22 protein-coding genes and 3 pseudogenes are annotated in these 24,733 nt (G+C 37.8%); 2 read left to right on the top strand and 23 right to left on the bottom strand.

The genetic code is table 11. The annotated features are described in order from the left end of the window. Positions 1–5: 5 nt before the first annotated feature. The 12 genes from VCM39_RS07655 to VCM39_RS07600 all read right to left on the bottom strand — a co-directional run bounded on the left by VCM39_RS07655 (position 6) and on the right by VCM39_RS07600 (position 12,114). Positions 6–1,163, bottom strand: a complete 1,158-nt coding sequence (locus tag VCM39_RS07655) for a hypothetical protein (protein ID WP_221649374.1) — start codon at positions 1,161–1,163, stop codon at positions 6–8. A 25-nt stretch (positions 1,164–1,188) separates the two neighbouring features. After that, complete coding sequence (locus tag VCM39_RS07650) at positions 1,189–2,253, bottom strand: FimB/Mfa2 family fimbrial subunit (protein WP_221649375.1); 1,065 nt, start codon at positions 2,251–2,253, stop codon at positions 1,189–1,191. 146 nt (positions 2,254–2,399) lie between these two features. Further along, positions 2,400–4,151 carry an Mfa1 family fimbria major subunit gene (locus tag VCM39_RS07645; RefSeq protein ID WP_322933446.1) on the bottom strand — a complete coding sequence of 584 codons (1,752 nt, stop codon included), beginning with the start codon at positions 4,149–4,151 and terminating at the stop codon, positions 2,400–2,402. An 18-nt stretch (positions 4,152–4,169) separates the two neighbouring features. Further along, the gene (locus VCM39_RS07640) at positions 4,170–5,603 is read right to left on the bottom strand and encodes a DUF3868 domain-containing protein (protein WP_221649377.1); all 1,434 of its coding nucleotides are present in this window, start codon (positions 5,601–5,603) and stop codon (positions 4,170–4,172) included. A gap of 11 nt (positions 5,604–5,614) precedes the next feature. Then, positions 5,615–6,199: a DUF3575 domain-containing protein gene (locus tag VCM39_RS07635; RefSeq protein WP_322933447.1), complete on the bottom strand. Its 585-nt coding sequence runs from the start codon at positions 6,197–6,199 to the stop codon at positions 5,615–5,617. A gap of 282 nt (positions 6,200–6,481) precedes the next feature. Next, a complete protein-coding gene (locus VCM39_RS07630; RefSeq protein WP_221649379.1) occupies positions 6,482–7,687 on the bottom strand; it encodes a site-specific integrase in 1,206 nt (401 codons plus the stop codon). A gap of 4 nt (positions 7,688–7,691) precedes the next feature. Then, a complete protein-coding gene (locus tag VCM39_RS07625) occupies positions 7,692–8,099 on the bottom strand; it encodes a hypothetical protein (protein ID WP_221649380.1) in 408 nt (135 codons plus the stop codon). A 698-nt stretch (positions 8,100–8,797) separates the two neighbouring features. Continuing rightward, positions 8,798–9,322 carry a GNAT family protein gene (locus VCM39_RS07620; RefSeq protein ID WP_322933448.1) on the bottom strand — a complete coding sequence of 175 codons (525 nt, stop codon included), beginning with the start codon at positions 9,320–9,322 and terminating at the stop codon, positions 8,798–8,800. Between the two features lie 121 nt (positions 9,323–9,443). Beyond that, the gene (locus VCM39_RS07615) at positions 9,444–9,974 is read right to left on the bottom strand and encodes a GNAT family N-acetyltransferase (RefSeq protein ID WP_322933449.1); all 531 of its coding nucleotides are present in this window, start codon (positions 9,972–9,974) and stop codon (positions 9,444–9,446) included. A gap of 37 nt (positions 9,975–10,011) precedes the next feature. Further along, complete coding sequence (locus VCM39_RS07610) at positions 10,012–10,581, bottom strand: DNA-3-methyladenine glycosylase I (RefSeq protein WP_221649383.1); 570 nt, start codon at positions 10,579–10,581, stop codon at positions 10,012–10,014. Positions 10,582–10,649: 68 nt separating this feature from the next. Continuing rightward, complete coding sequence (locus tag VCM39_RS07605; RefSeq protein WP_322933450.1) at positions 10,650–11,258, bottom strand: type 1 glutamine amidotransferase family protein; 609 nt, start codon at positions 11,256–11,258, stop codon at positions 10,650–10,652. A 94-nt stretch (positions 11,259–11,352) separates the two neighbouring features. Further along, entirely contained in the window at positions 11,353–12,114 is a 762-nt protein-coding gene (locus tag VCM39_RS07600; protein WP_221649385.1) for a GNAT family N-acetyltransferase, read from the bottom strand. A gap of 342 nt (positions 12,115–12,456) precedes the next feature. Between VCM39_RS07600 and VCM39_RS07595 the strand changes: the two genes are divergently transcribed. Further along, positions 12,457–14,826, top strand: coding sequence for a HAMP domain-containing sensor histidine kinase (locus tag VCM39_RS07595; RefSeq protein WP_323674012.1), 2,370 nt, complete (start codon positions 12,457–12,459; stop codon positions 14,824–14,826). 153 nt (positions 14,827–14,979) lie between these two features. After that, positions 14,980–15,489 carry a 4-fold beta flower protein gene (locus VCM39_RS07590; protein ID WP_322933452.1) on the top strand — a complete coding sequence of 170 codons (510 nt, stop codon included), beginning with the start codon at positions 14,980–14,982 and terminating at the stop codon, positions 15,487–15,489. Here VCM39_RS07590 and VCM39_RS07585 read toward each other — a convergent pair. The 11 genes and pseudogenes from VCM39_RS07585 to VCM39_RS07535 form a co-directional block, all read right to left on the bottom strand. Next, the gene (locus tag VCM39_RS07585; protein WP_322933453.1) at positions 15,486–16,334 is read right to left on the bottom strand and encodes an alpha/beta hydrolase; all 849 of its coding nucleotides are present in this window, start codon (positions 16,332–16,334) and stop codon (positions 15,486–15,488) included. The genes VCM39_RS07590 and VCM39_RS07585 overlap by 4 nt on opposite strands. 107 nt (positions 16,335–16,441) lie before the next feature. Continuing rightward, positions 16,442–18,718 (bottom strand): outer membrane beta-barrel family protein, encoded by a 2,277-nt coding sequence (locus tag VCM39_RS07580; RefSeq protein ID WP_322933454.1) that lies wholly within the window; start codon positions 18,716–18,718, stop codon positions 16,442–16,444. 224 nt (positions 18,719–18,942) lie between these two features. Then, a pseudogene (locus VCM39_RS07575) lies at positions 18,943–19,107 on the bottom strand (serine/threonine protein phosphatase); the annotation flags it as partial. Next, complete coding sequence (locus VCM39_RS07570; RefSeq protein ID WP_289293468.1) at positions 19,100–19,972, bottom strand: nucleotidyl transferase AbiEii/AbiGii toxin family protein; 873 nt, start codon at positions 19,970–19,972, stop codon at positions 19,100–19,102. The pseudogene VCM39_RS07575 and the gene VCM39_RS07570, both read right to left, overlap by 8 nt. Beyond that, positions 19,969–20,541 (bottom strand): hypothetical protein, encoded by a 573-nt coding sequence (locus VCM39_RS07565; protein ID WP_322933456.1) that lies wholly within the window; start codon positions 20,539–20,541, stop codon positions 19,969–19,971. Before VCM39_RS07565 ends, VCM39_RS07570 begins: the two co-directional genes overlap by 4 nt. A 366-nt stretch (positions 20,542–20,907) precedes the next feature. Next, positions 20,908–21,015 (bottom strand): annotated as a pseudogene (locus VCM39_RS07560) (pyridoxamine 5'-phosphate oxidase); the annotation flags it as partial. Positions 21,016–21,136: 121 nt separating this feature from the next. Further along, positions 21,137–21,508, bottom strand: coding sequence for a hypothetical protein (locus VCM39_RS07555; protein ID WP_322933457.1), 372 nt, complete (start codon positions 21,506–21,508; stop codon positions 21,137–21,139). A gap of 385 nt (positions 21,509–21,893) precedes the next feature. Next, entirely contained in the window at positions 21,894–22,058 is a 165-nt protein-coding gene (locus tag VCM39_RS07550) for a hypothetical protein (RefSeq protein WP_007483851.1), read from the bottom strand. A 2-nt stretch (positions 22,059–22,060) separates the two neighbouring features. Further along, the gene (locus VCM39_RS07545) at positions 22,061–22,963 is read right to left on the bottom strand and encodes an IS1595 family transposase (protein ID WP_322933458.1); all 903 of its coding nucleotides are present in this window, start codon (positions 22,961–22,963) and stop codon (positions 22,061–22,063) included. 443 nt (positions 22,964–23,406) lie between these two features. After that, positions 23,407–23,748: pseudogene (locus VCM39_RS07540) on the bottom strand (pyridoxamine 5'-phosphate oxidase family protein); the annotation flags it as partial. Between the two features lie 92 nt (positions 23,749–23,840). After that, positions 23,841–24,716, bottom strand: coding sequence for an AraC family transcriptional regulator (locus VCM39_RS07535; protein ID WP_322933460.1), 876 nt, complete (start codon positions 24,714–24,716; stop codon positions 23,841–23,843). Between the last annotated feature and the right edge of the window lie 17 nt (positions 24,717–24,733).

The raw sequence follows: 24,733 nt of genomic DNA, 5'->3' as shown, positions 1-24,733 counted from the left end.
CGGGTTTACAATCCAAATTCAGGTTTAAGAACAACCTCACTGTAAGGTATCACATCTACCTGTATTCCCTTTTCCAGAAAAGTAACATCTACCACTACATGGGTATTGCGGAAAAGGGCTTTTAAGTTGTCAAAAAGACAAGTAAAATTTTTCGTTTCATTTTTGTCATCCGTCAGACTGAGTATCATGGTGTATTCTTGCTCACCATACATTTCTTGAGAATTCTTCAAGTCCTTGCTTTCCGGAAGATAAAAAGTCGGATAAACCTTCCGACCCGGTTTCGGTACTCCCATATCATAAGCAAGCCCCGGTATCTGAAAATCATCCGGTGCCTTCACGGTGACTTGTCCGGATGTTGTTTCCTCAGGAATATCATAGTCTTGTATCCAGCCTCTCTTATCCGCCAGCTCCTTGTCATCCGGATTCAGTTGCGATTCGTCCGATATTTTTTTCAACCAATCTATCCAGAAAAGTTCGGTTTCACCTCCGTCCTCTTCCTGAAACTTCATCGTCAGATTCTTTTTGTGAGACATCAGGTAAGTCTTATCGGCTATATCTGAAACTGTGACACTGTTCAGTGTAACAGATCCACTACGCATATTCGTGAAGCGGAATGTAAATTTCGTAGCGGCACGCACCAAATAGAACTGACATTCTTTCCGCGGTTCATCTTTAATCTCAACCTCGTACACGGAACTCATAGGAATGGGTTTGAGGTAGTCAGGACTAAAAGATTGACCGTCAATCGCATCCTTAAAACCGTCTGTACCCACCGTAAATTCATCTAAAGTATTATGCAGGCCATCATGTACGCTCCTTTCATTGGCTATCAGATAAATCGTTTTCGTTTCGTTCTGCTTTACCTGGATAAACCGTGTACACTCTGACAGCATCCCATCTCCAAAATCCATGAATTGGTTATGTTCCACCGTGCCATCCGGATGCAGGATAACAATACGAAGCGTGTGCATTTTGTCCCTACCCGACTCAGCCTCTCCGGCATACAACGAACCTATAATCTCAGTATTCAATACGAGCATAACCGAACCTTCATCACTGGATGACTTGTCCATAAAACCGGCGGCTTTGTTACAGGCCGTCTGCATCAAGGCAAGACAAAACACCGAAACCATCCATAAGATATGTCGCAATGTACATTTCATTTTATCTCTTTGAAAAAACTGTTTGTCAATTCAAATCCGAATTATTAACCACTACCCGCCAGGAAAGAATTTGTACCACAGTGCTTATCCAGTTGTTGTCCTGATCAAGAAAAAATGTCATATTATATTCATCAGCCCGGTCCAGATATTCCTGATCATCCATTTGCCTGTGATGTTCACCTTTCACCAACAAGACATAATCAATAATCGGAATTGAAGCTACAAGCTTACCATCTGCAACAGTACGTATTGTCAACACAGAACGTTTATATTTTGTCCAATCCCTCATGAACAACCTGTTTACGGTCAGTTCCGCCACAGCTACTTTGACAGAGGTTATGGCACGCTTTGGGGTGGTTTCCACGCCCGCTTCACCAGAATAGACAGCCCATGGACGATATACGACAGGAACATCCCTCAACATCGAGTTATCATAAGCCAGCCAGCCGTTGTTGTCTTCTATGCTGAATTCAAAATCGTCAGCATCTATATCTTCACCGGACAGATGTTGTAACACGACACGGAACACGTTTGTATTTTTGGTAAGCGACATTTCGAAAGTATATTCTCCTCCATCGTCATTCACCGGCAGTTCCACATCCATCATACCATGAAACAGTGGCTGTAAATCTTTATCGGAACAGGCAGGAGATTCTCCACCACTTGAAGTTCCGACCGATGTTCCGGAAATACAATTCAGGCAGCAATGTAAGCCTTCGGGGCCGCATGCGGGTGACACATCAGGCAAACAAAAAGACTCCTCATTACCCAGTCCGCACCATGCTACCAGCCGATACTTACCGGGTGCGAGATCCAATGCCATGACATAATTTTCAGACGCAAGAACCTCTCCCTGTTCAGATGCCTGCCACACCAACTCTCCCTCCATATTGAACGCATAAAGCCTTACCGATTTCACCTCATGTGCGAAGGCATCAGCAAACTTCAAGTTCATGTCATAGCGGAACTTCAGACGGTAACTCACCAGGCAATCCCCCTCGTGCTCATAAATCAAGCTGTCGCAGGACGTAATCAGAAACAGTATCAATAGTACTATCCCAAACCGTCTGATATAAAACAATGTGTTCATCGTATATTATGTATATGTTATGTCAACCTACAATCTGCTGGTCACTATTACAATAAAATCAAGTGAAGAGACTGCGACATAAGAAGCCGCAGTCTCAAGGTTATACCTTATTATACCAATTACGAGGTGTTTTTAGAATAAAATCATTACCACACTAAATCAACATCATTATTCACAATTCGCCATGACAGGATGTTTATTTTTGCAGCAATATATGTTTCATCTTCACCCGGTTTTTGCGGAACAATCACTTCATCCGGATTATAGACTGGAGTACCCAGACCTACTACAGACTGAACGTTGACATCATAAATATGATTGCGCACTACGCCATACAACCCTTTCGTTGCTTCTGTTCCCAAGTGTCTGAGATCTGTGTAATAGTAAGTCATTCCGGTTTTCCATACTTTAGCGCCAGGTATACTTTTCAGAATAGTGTTCACAGCATCTACTGTCAATTTCGCATCTTCTGAGGTACTTGAATAAAAATCTAAAGCTTTAGCTTCCTCTGTCAATTGTAAATAACTTAAATACCTTGCACTGTTTTCACTTTTATCATCAGCCTCTCCTGCATTTGTACCGGTAACCAATAATACATGTTCAGGCTTAATCGAAACAAATTTTTCATTTCCACCACCATCTGTTTCTTTTATGTAAATCTGATTTGTCATTGTATTCAACATGGCTACCTTCACACTCTCTTCTGTATAATCCCTTCCTGCCCATTTTGCCAAATCGATAGGAGATGCTTGACTTCCATCAACAGTAACCAATACTGCAGCAATGATTGCCTGAGTACGATTACAAACCTGTGCATCAGGATTATAAGCGCTCTTGGTTCCATTATCAAAATTATCCGCTGCATTTTCCAGACAATATGCTACACCGTTTTCTCCAACTTCACAATCGATATCGTTATAACTGATATATCCCAGCTTTACATCTTCGGGATTCATTGCCCAAAAAGAACGGAAAAAGTCGGAATTATTCCATATCCAACCCAAATTCCATGCAGTTACAGAATTTACCTTTTTGAAAAGATATGACTTGTCTACAGTACCGGTAATATCCCAAGCTGTGAAAATGACATATATTTGTTTTTCATTAACTTTAATATCATTACCCTTGTGGTCTTTCAATGCGACTGCCGTATAGGTTTTACCTTGATAGGTAACATTTTCTTTGACTGTTACCTTCTCAGTATTCCATTCAGCATTCAATTTCGTTTTTGCAACCACACGTTCTATATAAATATTTACAGGATTATTTTTGGCATCCTCCTCAGATTTACAGAGATTTACAGGATTAATCGTTGCCACAGTAATTTGTCCGTCTGTTCCTGCATAAGATGAACTTGTCATCAGGAAATGTGGAATCTTACTACCATTATTCTCTTCTTTTTCTACAGAGCTATAATCGCCTATTTTTTTACAGATTTCCGTAAGAGATAAAGCCCCTTCTCCAAGTTCTACCGTTTCATGATTGGCCACAGCAACCATGGAACTAACGTTGGCATTATTACCATCTTTCGTATTAATCACAACAATTGCCTGTAGTTTTTTCTCCACATTCGGCATATCATTCTGACCTTCCGATATAATTTCCGTACAATCCACATAATTTTTATCTCCGACAACATTTACAGAAACTGGTGCCCCTGTACCATCAAAGAAATAGAATCTTAAAGAATTGACCTTGTTCTCACCATCCAAACCAGCCTCGTAGTCACCATCTAATACACTTTCAGCTCTTGTCGTGGCCGGATTTGCAATTTCAACAGCTAAAAAACGACCGCCGTTTTTAACTTCCAAATCGTTCTCTTCCGACATTTCATTTTCGGAACAAGCACTAAGTGCCATTATTCCGAACAAACTCCATAATAAACTTGATAGCTTCATTTTTTTTAACTTATTTAATCATTCCGTATATCCTCTTTTTGTCAATTCCACAAGTGTGATTTCTGCCATTTGAAGTCCCATTTCGCGAGCTTTCTCCAAATGTAGTACCGCCATCTTATAATCTTTTTCACGTATGGCAAGCGAACCTCGTGCATAAACAGCTTCTGCCGAATTACCCGCCTTTGCCAAATACTTGCGCGCGGCATCCTGATTGCCCCGACGTATAGCGGCATTGGCTGCATTCAAGTTGGCTATTTCATCATGGGGAAACATACGTACCGCCGTTTCAAACACATCGGTAAATTCCACTGTACCAGGTTCGTACATTCTTGCCACGAGGTAGAATTCATTCAGGCTCAACTTCTGTGGCTGCTCCGCCATAATACATTTGATTTCCTCCACGTCGTTGTAATTACGTATATTGTAATCTATACGATAATCCGTGTGACGTAATGCCGGATAACAATGCTGTAACAAAAAACGGTATTCTTGGGGATAGCTTCGTTTTATTTTCTCCTCCTTGGCATCCGGTTCGATACTGCTGTCTATCATCTCCAAAATTTCCTTACGATGTTCAATATTAGACAGTTCCACATATCGACGCAGTCCTTCCCAGTCTTCCGGTTCATATTCCGTAACAATAATGTCATCGCCAAAATTATACAACTGTCGTACATACTTTTTGAGCGCCTCAGTACGCCCTATTGCCAAATCTTTGTTATGCGAATACGGGCTTTCGGGTGAGGCATATCCCTTGAGCCATACCGAAATAATAGACACATCTTTGTCGTTCCTCACAGAATCTATAGTAGCTTGTATTTTGCCAAGTTCTACCGTGTTTCGGCGATATTCAGGATAAATCACTGTCTGATCTACCGGAAAGTCTATAAAAGCCGATCCTGACAACGAACGGCTTTTCATGGTCTCAGCTTCAGGACGCACAAATACCAGTTCCGGAAAGAATGCTTCATTATGCCGTCCCAGTATGCCTTCATATTCTGCCAATATTTCATGGCAACATCCCCAGTCACTGCGATAAAACTTAAGAGTCGCCCCATTCATCCACTCCTTGTAAACAACAGGTTGATGATAGTCTAAATTGTCCGGTTTTCTTAAAGCCCGGCAAGCCGTTTCAGTTTCTCCTGAAATATTACTTATTCCATTTCTCACGTAATAATAATATCGCCTGCGTCCATAAATCCCTATCGATGGTAAGTCAAGTGAATCTATTCCATTAATAAGACGCGGCGTAAGTAATACAGCACGGTTAGCGTCCACGTCAAGTCCCGTTAAATCTATATTCATCTCCACAGTAAGGTACTTGCCGTTACGATCCATTTTGAAATGACTAACGGAAACATCGGGAATGATATTTTTTACACTCTGTGCCACACCTTCCATCATATCTCCAAACCCTAACAGGGCTGCCAATAGAAATATTGTCCTTCTCATGTCCATCCGCTTTAAAACAAGTAAACTAAGTTAATGGCTACCTTTGTAGGCCCCACATAATGATGCGGTTTGCTTGCTTCAATTTTTTTTCCGCACCCGGAACATCTGAACCTGTCGTAACGAGTATAAGAATATCCGAAACCGATTTCCGCTTCCAAGTTCCAATGACGATTCAGTATCCATGCGTAACCGTATGCTACCCCCGCACCTAAAAACCAACCCTGATAGTGGGCGTTTTTCAGTTTCCGCGCATTCGTTCCCAAAAAGTTAACTTGTCCATTGAAGCCTCCTATGTTATACTGCCCCCCATGCAAATGTGCCCCAAGAAAATGTCCGGAAAAACGGTCGCAGAACCAATAACGAGTCTCAGGTTGTACGGCCCAGTGTTTCCATCGCCGATTATGCGAAAGCGTCCAACCATTGAATTCGCTCGTAAAATCAAGTGTCCATTTGGGGGCAAGACCAATCTCTATCCCAAGATTGACATTCATGAAAGTATCGGAAAGCAAATTCGTTTTTATCGCCGCCTTTTGTGCCTGAAGTTCTTGTGAAATACCTGCCACAGCAATTGCCAACAATAAGATTATACGTTTCATTACCTTTATTATTTTAACACTCAAAATCACCCTCTCTTTGCAAGAGAGAGTGATAACAGACAGGCTATCTGAAAACGAGAACTATACTTAACTACGTTTACCTCTTTTACTCAACAATCCCCTTATCGTACTCAACAAAATTATTCATTCGCAAAACTTTTTTTATACATATATTGAGTCATTTGCAGATTTTTTCGTATTTTTGCGTCGTTAATCACTTCTCTTGCAAAGAGATAATAATCTCTTGCAAAGAGACACACAATTCGCTCAACAATTCTTTTCTTACAAAGATTTCAATATCAGACTATTCGCCTTGTCTATCGCCATGTTATCCAACGAAGCTAAATAGATGCGTGTTGTAGCTTCTGAATCATGCCCCATTCCTTCACTAATAACCGACAGTGGAACATTCTTGCTCTTGGCGATACTGGCCCATGCGTGTCGTGCGACATACATTGTCAAGGGTATAGACAGTCCTAACTCCCGACCGATAATTTTCAGGTTACGGTTTATATTATGACCGGCATAAATGTACTGCGTCCGTTCCTCTATGGAAGAGTGCTTGATAATTGGTAACAGGTAAAGCGAATTTTTCGTATCGTATTTATCCGCAATCTCCTGCATTGGTTTTTCCCACTTTATAAACAGTTGTTGTCCTGTCTTACGACGACGATAGGAAAGAATACCATTGGTAAGGTCTTTCTTCCTTAAATACGCCATATCCACGAGTGACATCCCACGAGTATAGAACGAAAAGAGAAACATATCCCTCGCAAAATCCAATGATGAACGATACGACAAGTCCATTTCTTTAATTTGCTTGATAACCTTTATCGGAACGGCCCGTTTTACGGTCTTGCCTATTCCTGTATAAACATGCTTGAACGGAAATCGCTGTGGTGTAAGTTCCTTTTCCACTGCACGATTATAAACAGCTCGCAAATTTCGCATATAGAACGATGAGCTGTTGAGACTAACACCACTTGCTTTCAGGAAGGCTTCATATGCTATCATTATATCAGAATCCACCTTATCCAATGCCACATCTTTCTCCTCTCTAAAACGACAGAAACTGTTAAGCGTAGCGGTATAGGTCTCAGAAATTCGTATCTTTCCCAACTTTCTCAGATTGACAATTACCTCCTCCATAAATCCGAAAAGAGTATTCTGTGGATTTAGAGATACAAAATCTGATACTACATTATTGGAATCATAGTCTACACCCTGCTGCTCTAATGATGTGATAATTCGTTGGAATTTGCGTATATCACTCTGTATATTGTCTCTTATCTTAGACAAATAAGCTCTTCTCTCTTCATCGAAACGGGACAATATAATCTCCGATAAACTACTGTTCCATTCACTTTCATAAATTCGGTACTCCGTTTTTACCTGACGAGCGACACGGTTATGAATCACTTGATAATATATGGTTCCTTGGCAGCCCTCTACGGTAGAGGTACGGAACTTAATCTTCACACTTGCCATAGGCTCACTCCTCAGATTCGTCTGTTTGAATGGTTTTACCTTCGATGGACTTCGTCATGCTATCCAGCCCCTTTATAGCCTTCTCTTTCAGTTGTGCTTGTTCGGCAAAGGTTAATTGTCCTATGACAGTATATGTACAGCCCTCCTTTTTGCATATCTGCTTAATTCGAACAATATCACGGTTTATTTCAAAAAGAGTTATCTGACCGAGAAGTATCTCATCTTTCATCTCTGTATAGCAATACTTCAAATTGCTGTTACTATGAGTTTGATCCGACTGCATTGTTTTATTAGTACTGTTATCTACTTCGTATCTTCCGTCGATCACTTGAAAATCAGATAATCTGTTTACCTCATTCTTTATTCTTTCCAAACATCTGCAAATGTTTTCCATAAAATCTTCAGGTTTCATATTATATTATTTTTAGATATAACATTTTAATAATCACTTATTATAGGTAAAAGTATAATCCTAACCTTTTTTGCATTTCTTTTTCTTCCATTTGCTTAATAACACATCATGGAAAATCGATAGCATATTGCCCCCCATTCCACAAGTGTCGCTGCCTTTATCAACTATTTTATCCTTCCCCCTTTGTACCCAAACAAAAATACCCCTGCTAAGTATTATGCCTGACAGGGGATTTTGATGTAAATTCGGTTTTCGTCGTGGCCGACGATATAAAACTCAAAATACAATGACAAAATTAAAAAATGTTCTCCATAGCTATGCAATGGGTATGGGAATAAAAGGTATACGGAAGTAGGCACGCATCTTAGGCAACCCTCACATCATCGGGTTGATTTAGAAAGCACCCATACAGAAAAAAACGCCTCAGTACATGGGTTCATAGAAGATATGAAGAACAGATGTACATTGACCTCGCAAAAGACCGATTTGAAGTGACAGATGCCGTTACCAATGAAATAAAAAAAATTAAAGTGTTTATTACAATTCTACTATACAGCCATTATACTTACTGTGAACCAGTATGATCCCAAAGTTAAAAATATCTTATCGAAACTTACGAGAACAAATTACATTGCTATGTTCGATCTGAGTTGATAGTCTTTTCTCTTTTAGCTATACGATGAATTACTCTTTCATATTTATGGTTCTATACTCACAATTACTTTTCGATAGTCCCCATCACTTTTTTTCCTGAAACCGTTACCAAGAAGTGTTTTTACAGAGATAATATTCTCTTCACAGGGATCTGCCACCACCTCTTTAGCTCCGATTCCAATAAGTTTTGCTTCCAGCAACTGAATGATAATCTTACCGATACCTTTGTTCAAATACCCCTCTTCGCCAATCAGGTAACCTATTTCATAAGTATGATTTTTCGCTGTAACATCGCCATACAATGACTTAAAGTCATGACCTTCTTCCTCTAAATCTTTGATATAAAAACAATCGCCATAGAGACAATATCCAATTTTCCGGTCATTGTGATAAACAATGAAATGCGTTAAGAAACTGTATTTCCCGTTTCTTTCGCTTATCTCATGCAACCAATCCTCTTTGTCACCAAACCATTTTTTGATATATTCTTTGTCAAGCCAACTTTCAAACAATGGTATATCTTTGTCTGTCAGCTGCTTTAATGTAATTTCCTCCTTATTTATTCCCATAGTGTAAAATATGTATTATTGCAGGTTAATAAAATATGCAATGAAACTACTCAAAATCCTTCGCAAAGAAACTCTCAAAGCCACTCAGAAGAAATTACTGAAAAGAAGATACATTCCAAAATCACAATACTATCTTATACAAAATGTGTCTGTACAGAGGATGTTCGGGCTCCACTAACGGATGATTGAACTCTTTTATGCGTGCCATACCTATTTTTTGCATCACATGCTCTGAACGTTTATTTAGCAATGAAGTAAAAGAGACTATCTCTTTTAGCTTTAATTCATCTTTTGCATAATTCAAACAAGCAATAGCAGCTTCCGTAGCATACCCTTTGCCCCAAAACTCGGGTAACAGTCTCCATAAGATTTCAACAGCCGGAGCAAAGTCTACTTCAAATGTAACATTGTGCAATCCGACAAAACCAATAAAAACGCCAGTCTCTTTCTCCTCAACAGCATATGCACCAAATCCACATTCGGCAAACTCCTCTTGTATTTGATTGTACAAAGCAATCGTCTCTTGATAAGACAATTTATTCAAAAAATATTCCATAACCCTATCATCGCTGTTCAATCTGGCAAGGTGTGGAATATCCTCCTCTTGCCAGGAGCGGAGAATGAGGTGCTGGGTTTTAATATATCGTTTCATCTGTTTTTGCTTTTTGTATAATTCCAATTACTTTTCCTTATTTCCGGCATACACAGCCCATCAGGTGATCGTTAATAAACCCCGAAGCCTGCAAGTGAGCGTAACAAATCGTAGATCCGAAAAATTTGAATCCACGCTTTTTCATATCCTTACTCATCGCATCGGACTGGGGAGAAGATACAGGAATTTCGCTCAATGAACTAAAGGTGTTGATAATCGGTTTTCTGTCGGGAAAGAATGAGAGCGTATAGTTGTAAAAACTACCAAACTCTTTTTGTATAACGAGAAATTGTCTTGCATTAGTGATGGTTGATTTTATTTTCAGGCGGTTTTTCACAATACCATCAAACTGGACCAATCGTTGTACATCTTCATCGGTCATCTGTGCCACCCTCTCAACATCAAAATCACAAAAGGCTTTGCGATACCCCTCTCGTTTTCTAAGAATGGTGATCCAACTCAGTCCTGCCTGGGCACTCTCCAACACAAGAAACTCGAACAGTATCTTATCGTCAGTCACCAATCTTCCCCATTCTTCATCATGGTATTTTACATACAATTCATCGGTCCCACACCAACCGCAGCGTCCATTTGTTATATCTTCCATAAGCATATATTCTTTATTTTACCCCCGTTTGAGTTTTAGAAAAGAAGTTTTCAATGTTAATAATACGATTATTCAATTTCAGGCGCTTCCCAAACACCTGTTTTATTCATTCGATAACTTTTCTCTATCTTCTTCGGAGTATCTGCCTCTAAAACATAGAGTATTTCACGGGCAAATTCCAAAGCAGAAAAGCCGTTAGCTGTTACAATGTTGCCGTCTCTCACTGCTGGTTTATCGATATAGTGGCATTCGCCCTTATAGCCCGCTCCACCATATTCTTTCAGATAATCCAATCCATTACTGGTGTGATTCACCTCGTTTAGAAATCCGTGCATTCCAAGAAAAACCGAAGCGTTGCAGATACCTGCAACCAGTTTTTTGTTCTTAATGGCATCTTCTACTAACGGGACAATAAGTTCGGCCTCTGGAGTAAACCAACTCATACCTCCTATTAATACTACTCCGGCATAATCGGCAGGAATATCATTGATGCTGTAATCGGGTAATACCTTGAATCCACCACACGAGACAACAAAGCCTTCCGCTACCGATACCGTTTTAACTACATATTTATTTTCACTTCCGGGTTCAACTCCCCAATTCAGGCTCGGAGCAATATAGGCTCCTTCCCAATCAGCAAAGTTATCGAGCAGTACAAATAAAATTTTTTGTTTCATCCTTATATTTTTTGTTTAAAGTAAATCATATCTTTTAGTAATACACCCTCTTCAACCATTTCGTACTTCGTTAAAGCCTATTCGCTTTAATAAGTCACACCCTCCGCCTCGTTGTAATAATCCTTTTTAAATAGTCGATATTTAACAAATTCACTGTTTCAAAAACTCCTTTATAAAACACAGCAAAATTATTGAAAACGCAAGGTAATCCCTTGGCCTTCTGCAACGTATCTACTTGAATTAAAGATATAGGAAGGTCATTCATCTCACAATACCGTGCTATCATCTCAATGTTTTGATAGACGTAAGGGCATTGCATATCATAATAAATCGTCAGTTCTTCATTTTCTATTTTCAGCTTTTTAGCATTTTGCGCAAATGTCGGTACATTTCCGTCAAAAGAAAGAGCAAGCAATTCATATCCGTTATCGGTAGTATCAACAACCTCAAAGCCAAATTTCTTTGCAAATGATTGATCGGAAAGCCAGTTCTTCTGTTTTTTTGCCCCAAGCATACAAATACCGGATTTACCCTTTTCTATGGCATCAGCCAAGCAATACTCCATCAGTGATTTCCCATATCCGTTTCCTTTGTGGCTGCCCAAAACCCATAAGCAATATATGTAATAATAGTTGTCGCCGACTATGGGAACCCAAGCTGTTTCAAGAGGTGCATATTCAATAAAAACCGTAGCTTTTACGTTTAACTTCCTAAAGACATGACCTTCATTTAGCCGATCAGAAAGCCATTGCCGTTTTGCATCAATACCAGGATGGACTTTCTTACTGCGAATAATGCAGCACAAATGCTCATTGACAAGGTTTTCTGTTGTTAAGTTTACAAAATCAGTATCCATGTGTACCCTTGCTTTAAATTAGATATTATCAATATAACTGGCCACAATCATACCGATTTATTACCATTACAGGTAGATTGTAAAGTACAAATATAGTAAATTTATGCAGATCAGCTCTATTTGTGTAAACTATTTTTCCACAACACCTCATCCTGTATTTCTTTCTGCTCCTTATCACCCGAAAGGTCTGAATCTAACCTTTCCAATTAGCCTGGTTTTATTTCATGTAATCAATATATTACAAAAGGACATCCGCCACAGAAGAAAAATATAAAATATTTTATATAAAGCCATCCCTACTTTGCTGAAATTATACTACTTTTGCATGATATAAATCAATATATGAAAATCATTGTCCCCCAATTTAAATATATTATTGGCTTTATTCTCTTATTAGGAACTTTCTTATGCGGATATAATTTCAAACAGTGGTATGTTACAAATCACCGGGTGCAAAAACATATATATCTTATATATTCTTTTTCAAAGAATAGTATTGGCTACGGAAATTTTGAAGAGCTCATAACACAGGAACTCAGAAGAAAAGGTATAGAACCTCTATTCAATCAATTTTATCTCGACTGTAATCAATTCAATCCAGAAGTTTGTCTTGATAACATGAATAAATATCTCAATGTTATTAAAAGTAAACCAGTGGATCTTATTCTGGCTATAGGAGATCAGGCTACCAGTTCTTTATTATCGACCCGCCACCACCTCTTGTCTTCTACCCCGGTAATAGCCTGCAATGTACATTTTCCCGATGAGAGACTTATAAAAGAATACAGTACTAAAGAAATTTATATCCTCAGAGACAGTCCGGATTTCAAAAGCAACATAGATTTCATACAATCACTGCAACCTAAAGCAGAAATAGAAATTGTATACAATATCGATCTGACTACACTCGGACGTAAATCTTATGATTTATTGACTAAGGTTGTGGATAGGAGAAATGTACAAATTTTAGGCCACAAGTCAGCATATTCTATGGAATATGAATACAAGGAAATGAGCGAAATGATGGAGTATTACAATCTTATGGCGGCTGTAGCAAACCAACGTATCAAAGTAAAAAAAGATAAGTTAACCGTAAGCCTCTGCCCTTTCCGTTATATAAAAGGAGCTTCTTTACTTGTGATGATGGAAAAATCGAAAAGTGAACAGAAGAAAAAAGCATTTTTACTAGATAAATTTGATTCAATGTCGCTCCCAATAGTAAATGCTGTTAATATACCTTCTTTCAGTTGTATTTGCGAGGGGTTCGACGAAGGAACCAAGATTGTGGGTGGTTATATGGCTACAAAAGAAATTTCAGCTAAAATTGCCGCTAACCTATCTATACGATTAATGAATAAAGAAAAGACAGGCGTACCCCAAATAAGTGATTTACCTAAAGAATATATACTCGATTGGGGCAATATTTCTGTATATGGCAGCCAGGTCACCCAACAGATCCCAAAGAATGTACGCCTTGTCAACTATCCGTTTTATGACCACTACCGTGTTGAGTTATATCTCCTTGCAGTGCTATTCATCTTCGCATTCATTTTTATATCACTCAGTTTGCTGAGAATGCGAAAACGCTCGCAGATAGAGCGCAAAAATCTGCAAATACTTGAAGAAGCCCATAAACGCTTAACACTTTCTACAGACGGAGGCCAGATATCATTGTGGAACATGCAAGGAAATACAATCGAGTTCGATACCAATTATACACGTTTAATGGGTTTAAAACAACGTTCATTTACCAAAGATGATTTCTTGCAATACACACACGCCGATGATAAACAATTGCTGAGCTCATTTTATGAAACTCTGTATCAATCTCCAGGTATGGAAATACAGCGTGCACGTTTTGACTTCGGAAAAACCGAAAGCAACTACCAATGGTATGAACTACGATGCCGCAGCCTGAAAAATGCAAAGGGTGAAATGATGTTGGCAGGTATCATGCAAAACATCCAAAAATTAGTAGAACATGAACAACAACTGATTTTAGCCAAACAAATGGCTGAAAAAGCAGAATTAAAACAGTCGTTCCTAAATAATATAAGTCACGAGATTCGTACTCCGCTCAATGCCATTGTAGGCTTTACTAACATACTGGCGAGTGAATATGCCGACGAAATAGACCAGGAGGAAAAAGAAAGTATGCTCGAAATAATCAATCTTAATAATGAACTACTTTTGAAACTCATTAACGATATGCTGGAAATATCCAATTTAGACTCCGGTAACATGGACTTTGACATAAAGAACTATAATATAACGGATATTGTCAGAGAAATATATAATAACTATCAACCATTAATCCAACCTTCCCTAAAGTTCCATCTTGAATTAGATGACTCACTCTTTTTGCCAGTCAACATAGATCGTATTCGTTTTACACAAGTTATTTCCAATTTCTTAAGTAATGCTAATAAGTTTACCCAAAATGGCTCTATTACATTAGGATGCAAAATAGACAAAGAACATAATGCAGTTTGCGTGTATGTAAAAGATACAGGCAGAGGAATAGATGAAAAAGAACTCATGATGATTTTTGACCGTTTCTATAAAGCCGATGAATTTGAACAAGGTAGTGGCCTGGGGCTATCTATCTGTAAGGTTATTATCGAAAAACTTTCGGGGCGCATAGAAGTACAGTCGGAAGTAGGTATAGGCAGTTGTTTCGCTACAATTTTACCTTTAGCCACCCTCTCTTAAAAATGCACTTATTTGGAAAAATTAAGGATTCCTCGATAGGGATATTTTTATATATCCCGGTCTTTTTATATGAGAAGGTTAACATTCCCTTGAATAAATAAGGTAATCTATAACTTCTTATAAACATTTATATATTAATTAATAATACATCAAATGAAAAAATTACTCTTAGTTTTATGTGCCACAATCGGATTATTGACCGGATGTGGTGATGATGAAAACGAACCTGTTATCCCCCAAGAGTCAGAAGTGACCTTATTCGATAAAAGCACCCAGCCTATTGCCTACATAAACTATGTGGACAAAGATTCTACAATTTATATGTGGGATGGCACTCCAGTAGCTTATTTTGATGGAAAAGAAGACATTTATCATTTCAATGGCCGCTTTTTGGGATGGTATATAAATGGTGTACTATATGACACAGATGGTTATGCTGTTGCAGCCCAAAAAGGGATTGTAAGAGGAGAAATCATAATGAGTAACACTCACTTGGAATCAGTTAAAGGAGTTAAGCACATAAAACCTGTTCCCCATATTCATTCATTAAAACCGATAACTCCGTCTTTTAAAGATAAATGGAGTACCCGTTCACTATCCCAGCTACTTCTTCAGGAAGACAATACCTCTACAGATTCTCCAATAAAAGAGAAACAATATTAGTGTCGGAACAGAGACTTCAAACCGTCAAATATTCCCGGAAGAGCAACAGTACCATGCATCTCTTCCGGAAACTTTTTATAAACAACCCGTAGATGCCGGTTTTCCATATCGGGAACAATCTTTATTTTCAAACTATCTGCCAGCGAGAACTGATTTAATTTCACTCCGGGACGTTGCTGAGTGGCAAAAGCAACATATAACTGTTTACCGGAAAAATCCTGTCCTGACGCTTTTTGCCTCCACTGCCTTAGGAAAACTCCCCGATCCCACCATAAGCTGGGATCTATTGCCATAAACGTATCAAATGATCCGGGGTGCTGAAGAAGCATCTCTAAAGTGAACAGACCTGCATATGAGTGTCCTACCAGAATTTTACTACCGCCACCAGACACTTCTTTTTCCACTTCAGGACGTAACTCCTCCGTCAGAAAACGATAGAATTGCTCAGCCCCTCCTCCCTGCGGTTTATCTCCGGAATGAATAGTTCCGTCCCGTCGTGCAGCCGAACAAGTGGGAGTAAAATCCCTGGTACGGTCCGTATTTAGTACCGCGACAACAATACATGGAGGCAAAGAAGAAACTTTGGAAGAAGAGAAAAAACGGGTAAATCCTACTACTGAATGAAAAAAAACATCCCCATCCAGTAAATAAAGAACAGGAAGGTTTCTAATCGAGTCCCCGGCCTGTCTTTCGGGTTCATAAACCCAATAAGCCCTCTCCTCATTTAATATCTGCGAAAACAGGGTATGCCGGGTTCCTATATGGATAGAATCCTGTGCTTGCACTGAAAAAGGAGTTAACCCTCCTATCACAACAAGCAATATTATTATATAAACATATTTCATTTATCGGATTTTTGGTGCAAAGTTCATGGAAAATATTGAGTTTATCAATCCCCACTTCTGGGTATTTATTTCCAAAAGAGTAACTACACAGAAATCATCCCAAAGACTTACATGCCAAATCGTGACGTATCTACTGATTTACTTTCTTTCTTTGTATATCCACCAAAGCGATAAGAGAAATGTACTGTAAATGCCCGTGAATAAAAAGCATTATCCATATCTAAATGTTGTCCTTTAAAACGGATTTTAATGTTAGGCATTCCGGTTTCAAAAATATCACTGCAACGAGCAGATACAGTCGCCTTGTCTTTGGCAAAGCTCCATTTCAAACCAGCCGTCAGATTAAAAACACTATTTACATCAAACGTCCCCTGTATGGCAGGTGTCTGCACATTCCCATTCAGTTCTAAAGACAAACCCTTATAAACTTTAAATGTATTATCAAGTGATCCGCTGAACAGCCATTTCTTCCGGTTGAAAGGTATATCAAAGAAATCGTCACAGCGTTGATGCATTTGCATTCCTGTCAAAGTCAGCCGGGAATCCAGCCAACTCCCGCCTTTAAAAGGTAATATGACATTTGCACCCCACAAGCGCATATAGTTCCAGTTCGTATTTTTATAAATCAAAGCAAGCCTGTCTGTTGACTGATAGGCTGCTTGTACGAAATAATCTGCCGTGTGCATAAAGAACATACCGAAAATATACTTTTGCTTCAGAATATAATTACCATTCAGATTGTATGTTGTCATAGGCCTTATTCCCGGAGTTCCCCACAATTCGGTATATCCGTCTATATAACTGACGGATGATTGCATATCCCAATAGCTCGGATAAGTTTTATCCGTTGACAGTGAAAACTGGAGAATATGCTTAGGTGTCTTCATATAAGTGAATGTTGCTTGCGGATAAACAGCCCATTTATGATAATTGCCAATGGTATAATATTCTCCCGTAGCTGAAGCTGAAAACGAAGTCCCTGTTTCATACTCCTTGCTCACCGACACATAAAAATTAGTAGTCTGCTCTTTTAACTTTGAATCCGTATTTTGTGTCTGAATACCACCACCGACTTCATTATAAATCTGATAGTCATGGTCATTGGCAAATCTGTAGGAAGCTCCATAACCAAAGTTCCAGCCTCTGGTTAGTTGATGGCTCTGGTCTGCATAAATAGAATAACGGTCTATTTTCTGCCCGGCTGACAAATTAAAATGACTCTGACTATTATCTTCATAATTGACGTTCAGGTTTTGTTCATTATCTGAAGTATAACGGGTATAATCTCCTCCTATTTCCAATCCGAATCCTGAATGATATTGCAGTGATATGTTATGCATACGGGTATCTATGTACTTATCAGTATTACTGGTCTGGTAGTTTCCGACAGTCCGGCTGTTATTGTGTTGATCGGGGCTAAAATTCCCTGTATAAGACACATTCAGATTATTTTTATCATTAAAATTATATTCAAACGCTGTCCTCAAATTATGATTCCAATATTTGGTACTTATCCGGTTATTCTGATTAATCTCGTATATTTTGTTTCTCAATGTATGTCTGGAATAAATATTCATATATTCCATCTGTTTTACATCACTTGAACCATACATTACATCAAAAGCCATTTTGGGAGTAGACAACCGAAAATTACCGTTCATACTTCCACTATTGAAATAATGGTTCGTATAATCAGCATTTACTTCTCCCTGAAAAGAATAATCATTCGAACGTTTCAACACTACATTAATGACAGCCCCTCTTACATGATATTGGGGTGGCGCGCTATACATTACCTCTGCCTTTTCCACACGATCAACAGGAGTATTTCTCAATAAAGTTTCCAGCTGAGCAGCGTTCATCGTCATAGGTTTGCCATTCAAAATAACAGTAACACTTCCGGCTCCTGCCAAAGTCAATCCCTCTTTATCTTCTTGTACACCCGGTAACTTTGTTAAAGCCTCATAAGCATTATTCACCACCTTACCATCAGCCAATTGTGCAAGATTATACCCCAAACGCCCCTCCTCCACTTTCACAAAAGGGCGCTCAGCCTTTATGACTACTTCATCCAAAGCATAATCTTCGGGTTCTAATGTGACAATCCCGATGTCATTCTTCACGTCTGACAGCAATTTGGTTTTATATAACAGATGTTGGATGATCAAACGATATTGTTCCGGTTGATGATTCAGCAGAAACACTCCATCCGTATTCGATATCGAAGCGCCTATATAAATGGAATCCATCGTTTGTAACACAATAGTTGCTCCATCTATTGGTTGTTGATTACTATCTACAATCTTTCCTGTTATTGTCTGGGCTTTTAGTGCTACAGCAGCAATAAATATAAATGAAATTGAGACAAATAGTTTTCGTGTCATCGTTTGTTCTTTTAGGAAGCAAAAAGTGCTACACTATATTTGTCGGTAAAGGTATCGAATTTAGTCCTGTTCTTAGAAACTAATTATGAAAGATTATGGAACATATAACAAAACTAATGAATCGGATAGATGGGCATAACCTTAAAATCAGACTATGCCCTTATTTTTATACTATCATTTACCCAATCCTACCAAATACTCTACTATTTTGGGGTCATAATGTGAAATCCGCAATCACCGGCTACAATCAACAGAGTATCTTTCATCTGATATTGTACACAAAGTTTTAAAACCAACTGATTAAAGTCGCCATGTACATCACCCGAAATGACAAGATCTTTTGCTTCGAAAAAGGAAAGTGTGAAACACTCACTATCGCTTTTATTCATGCTTTAAGTTCTCCCAATAGGGTTTTAATGCAATTTGTAAGTAGCGAACCATATCTGAAAATGACAATTCACTTTTACTCGTTATCTTGCGGATGAATGCTTTCCATCTGGTTTGCATTTCTATATTGTCAGGGAACTCTGCTCGGAAGAACATTGTGTCGCTCATATATTCCGTATGCCGATTCTCAAAGGTTCGTTTAATTGCCTTTTTAAGTACTTCAGCATCATATTGACTGGCTGATAAAATCTGATAAAGGTCGTAGTAGTCCTTCATACGGCTACTTTGGTCTACCAAATCAACTACAGCATGCATTTTCTCTGCAATGACTGTTTCGATGGAATATGCCAAGATGTTAGCAGTTGGGAGATGCTTGAGTAAAATAGGGTAATCAAGAGGTATAGCCCCGGGAGTTACCACATCGCCAAATCCAATATCCATTGTCATTACCTGTGCAATGGTATCCATAGTAACAGAAATACTCAATCTGACACCATGATAATCTTTGAACTCTGTGATATTCTGTGCTGAGATGCGAGTAAGATCAAAGCATACACCGTCTTCATCGCAAGGTACAGCGCATATTTCTTTGAATACATTGACTATTTTTTCGCGATCATTACTAATGTCAGCTCCTAAGAAATCTATATCCAAGGTAGGTCGAGCTGAAAAACGTTCATAAGCATACATAAGTGCTCCACCTTTCAGGTAGAAGTTATTCTTGTAGTGTGTCTGTGACATACGATAAAGTAGCCGTTCCTGGAAATAGCGAGTCAATATCGTTTGGAAAAAGATATTTTCCTGTTTGGCTATATTAAGCAAACGAGCTCTTATAGATTTTCCGTAGTTCTTTATTTCTTCACTCATAGCTTTATTTCGAGATATTTTTCAAGAGTCTTTGTAACACGTAGTTTGCTTGCATAGTCCATCAGGAGAGTTAGGTTACGATTAGAAAGTGCTAAATAGCTGTTAACTACTTCGGAACATACATCCATACCAATCTTATTTCTATACTTAATAGCGTCACAAACAGAGCGTTCCACATTATATACTTTAACATGATAACCACTTACAATTCGGTCCTCAACACCAAGCTCCAATAGTGGCTCAGTAATGGAGTGTAGTTCTATCGGGGGATATTCGGGTAGCTGTATCTTTCTTCCTCTTTTGATGGCCACATGATAGGCCTGAGGCAAAGAAGTGGTAAGTCCATGGATATTCCATGCAGAAAACAAGCATAGAATACCAGCCGGCACCACAACATCAAGGTCTATCATGGTATCGGCCAACTGTTCCATTGTAGCGTACACACCTCGCCGGATGCAGACCATATTTCCTTCACGGGCACTCTTGAGGAGCTTATAGTATGCATTACGGCTCTTTTCCTTTACTTCTGAAGAAGAGATGAATCGATTTTTACTTTCTTCTGAATTCATTTCTGCAATTCTTTTATCACTGTACAAAAGTACTACAAATAATCAAATATGCAGTATGTTTGTACAAAAGTTATGTACTTTCTTTATTCTATTTGCCTTATTTTTCATATCTTTGCCCCTGCAAAACCATTTGTACCCAAGAGCGGTAAATGGCAGTAAATCAATCTTCTGAAATTAACTCCTACCAATTGTACAAACAGGGTTAAAAAAGTGCGGTACAACACGTATATCTAAAACACTGAAAATAAACACATTGCATTTGTGCCTACTTTCAATGTAATTGTAAAAATGAGGTTTGTACCATTTAAAAGAGCAAAACGCTAATAGTCAATAGTGTAAACATGCTGCCTTCACATAGTATCCCTATCATTCGCCTGTGGAGCTTTCAATCACAAAATTCTCTGATTTAAAATTGCTATAGTATCTTCCAGAAACAGCAGTAAACTTTAAGACACAATAATCAGGGGCAGTTATATACGACTTTACCCTATCCCTTTCGTAATAACCTTTAGTTATAAATAATGCGCCAACTTCGGATAAGTAAGCTGGCGCATATGTTTTTAAATCGACTGCTAAAGTAGCAATTATTTTTCTTTTATCCTTTTATTTTCTGATTTATTTTATGTAGATTATTTGAAATATTACACAATACCTTCAATACAGCCCATGTGATAACAGATGATGTCAACATGACAATTGACCAAACTATTAGCATTTCACTTATTTCATAATCTGGATATTTTTTTACTCCTACAAAAAACAAAATGATAGCTGTGATAATTCCTAAAATTAGAGTTGCTTTAGCGATTATACTTAAAACGATTTCGGCTTTCCCTGTAGTTTCTTTATCTATTCTTTTGGGAGCACTTTTTGGGGGAGGAAGCTGCATATCTTTACCACATTGGTAACAATAATCAAAACTACCATCTGTAATAGAAATTCCACATTTAAGACATTTTTTACTCATAACTTTATGTGTTTATTGGTTAATACTAAAATTCTTTCTGATAGCAATAACCATACGTAAAGACACAAAAAAGACGCAGAGCTATTGCCATACGTCGTCAAGCCTCCTACAGCTCACTTATCCAATGGCAACGCACCGCGTCTTTAGACGGGAACGCTCGCCTAATGGATAAGTTTATAGATAGCCTTTTATATCAAGTGTAGGAGTTTGACGACGATTAGGCTATTTAAACAGTATATATTTTGAAATACTGAATAATATTTCTATATTCACTGCAAATATACTGAATAATTTGAAATAAAAATTATAAATGCAAAATATTTAACAATTAGTATGGAAGGTGTGAAATGTCAACATGGTATGTTAAACTTGATATTTAGAGAGTTTATCTATTTTTGCGACTCTTGTTTTTTTTAGTTTTCGGCTTACTCATATCCCGAAGCATCCGATCAAGTTCCTCTATGGGAATAGAAAGAACGAAGCCTTTTACTTCAAATTGTGGCTTGTCCTCTTTAGGTTTATCTTTTTCTATGTCTTTTTTCTTTGCCATAATCAAGCTATGTTACGCAAATATAGATTAAATCTTTGAGAATCCGTAAAATTTCGAGTATTAAATCTAAAAACAAATTCATCTATATATAGTTGCATGTACTTTTTACTCACATTGTAATACGTCCCAAATATCATTCTTTTAAGGTGTGACCATGCATTTTCAATACCGTTCGTACTAATTTCTATAATCTCTCCAAATTCGGTTGCGTAAGTCGTTCCGTAAAAATGCTTTTCGTGGTCTACTGATCTTTGCTCATACTTATCTTTAAGACCTCCATAATCCCATCCATCTGTATAAATAACACTGTATTCTTTCACGTATTTCTTAATAATTGGCGCTAAAGTTTTGGCTTGCGTATTAGGAACTACCTTAGCTATTAAATTACCATTTCTTTCTAACATTCCAAATACAGGAACTTTATCCTTGTAACTACGTCCCTGACATTTTTCTACTTTCTTATCTTTATGGCGATTCTTATTCTTACCTCCGACAAACGTTTCATCTATTTCAACATCAGAGCTAAGAGTGTGTTCATTTTCAAAACCTATATTATCTCTTAGCTTTTTCAACATATTCCAAGCGGTCTTTTGTGTGATTCCCAAGTCTCTTGCAAGCTGACAAGACGATACAGCCCTTTTATGGGACATAAACAGGAACATAGCATAAAACCAATATCTGAACGGTAATTTAGTGTTGGCAAATGCTGTTCCTGTTTTAACGTCAAAGTATTTCCCTGTATTCTTACATTTGTACTTTCCATTAGCACATTTATACACTTTAGAAGTAGAATCAAACGGTGATACAACTCCATTTCCCCATCTGATTTTTTCGTAATACTTTATGCAACTTTCTTCATCAGGAAATGATGTAGAGAAGTTTAAAAATCCGCTCTTACTTTCCATAATGCTTGTCTTTTAAGTTGCCTAAATATACTAATTATCAGCAATATATGCAAATATTTCAAAAAATATTTTAGAAAATATGCTGTAAAACATATGTCCTAATTTATAATTCTCAATTGTAAACTGTTAACTTTGAAAAGTTTTACTCAGACCCTATCAATGGGATTTGAAGATGGCTCATTAGATAGGGTCATTTTATGTTTAATTAATAATTAATATTATGAGTAAAACAAAAAAAGGAAAGAAGAAAGTGTATGTACATTCCTATTCTTATTATAGAAAAGGTGTAAAGGTATTTGTGCCAGTACATTACCGATCTACCCCTAATTAGGGAACTTTCCAACTCTTGCAGGGCAGAGTATAAATGCCCTGTTTTTTTAAATCCCGTATTTTCCGGGCTATTACTTTTTGTTATAAGGTGTCAGGTCGTATATAAGTGCCTAATCAGGATCCGTTACACCTTCTTTATAATACATCGTATCCCCTTCCCGCCATATCATTTCTTTACTTACATGATCTGTCAGGACTTCCACTCTTCCTTTTAGCATTATTCCCTTAAAGAAACGTGTATCACAGAAATAAAGACAAGAACGAGACTCCTTTAAAAACTGAGAGACGCGCAGGGATGAAGTATTTGTTGTTAAATAGATCACACTGATTCCCTCCCGTTTACGAGGTTGCAACATTGCCTTTATATTAGGAAAGCCTTCTGTATCAACAGAACCGATAAAAGCGATTTTCTGTTTGTCTATCATATTTCCTACTGTTTTTTCTACATCTTTCATGATTTTACTGTTTTATGGTTTAATAAGTACCACAAAGATAAAGGGATAGAAAAGAAGTAATGTAATAGAAACAAAGGGGAAAATAGTACTTTTTACGGTTTATGCTCTTTACGATAAGCCAAGGGAGTGTAACCTGTACACTGACGAAAAGCACGAATAAAATAAGAGACGGACGAAAAGTTGAATTCAAATGCAAGTTCAGAGATAGAAGTATTTGTATAAACGAGCAATCCCCGGACTTCATCTATTACTCTATCCTGTATATATTGCTTGGCACTAATGCTCATAACAGTGTTCATCAACTCATTCAGATAGTTGGGAGTAACACAAAGTTTATCTGCATAGAATTGAACAGAATGGTGCTCTCTCAAATGAATATCAACTAATTTTATAAATCCACTGATATGAATATTACGGCTTTCCTTATTCATTGTTCCTACAGGTATCTCATTTTGATAGGTTCTGTCCAGCAACATGAGTGCTTCATAAAGCAGTGCTCTCAATACATGTATATCATTTTGTTTATACCCGTCTATTTCTGCTTTAATATTCTGTAAAAGCCGGAGCATGCATTTATAAAGTTCATCAGACAGGTGTAGCTTGGAGCATGATTTATCCCATCCAAAAAATGAAAGATGCTGCACAAACAAAGAATCTTTAAAGACGGAAGATAAAAACCGATCTTCAAAAATCAGCGCATAGCCGTTTGTTATATGATTCGTATCCCAACTCCGTATTTCCCCCGGTTGAGAAAAAAACACGTCGCAAGAAGTCGCTTCATAATTCTTATTATCGATAGAAAAAGTCCCCTCCCCTTCAGTGACGAAAGTGATATCATAATATGTCAATCTATGAATAGGGTTTTCGGATAAAAACCTTTTTATGTATTTTAATTCTACAACGTCAATTAATAATTCACTTCCATACTTAGTCTTGTAAAAAGTATATTGAGGAATCGGGTTCTTCATATTCTATATTTAACTTC

The sequence above is a fragment of the Bacteroides mucinivorans genome, assembly GCF_034654355.2.
In the GTDB taxonomy this organism is placed as follows: Bacteria; Bacteroidota; Bacteroidia; order Bacteroidales; family Bacteroidaceae; genus Bacteroides; species Bacteroides nordii.
Note: the sequence above shows the minus strand (reverse complement) of the source record. Positions and strands in the feature narration are given on the sequence as shown.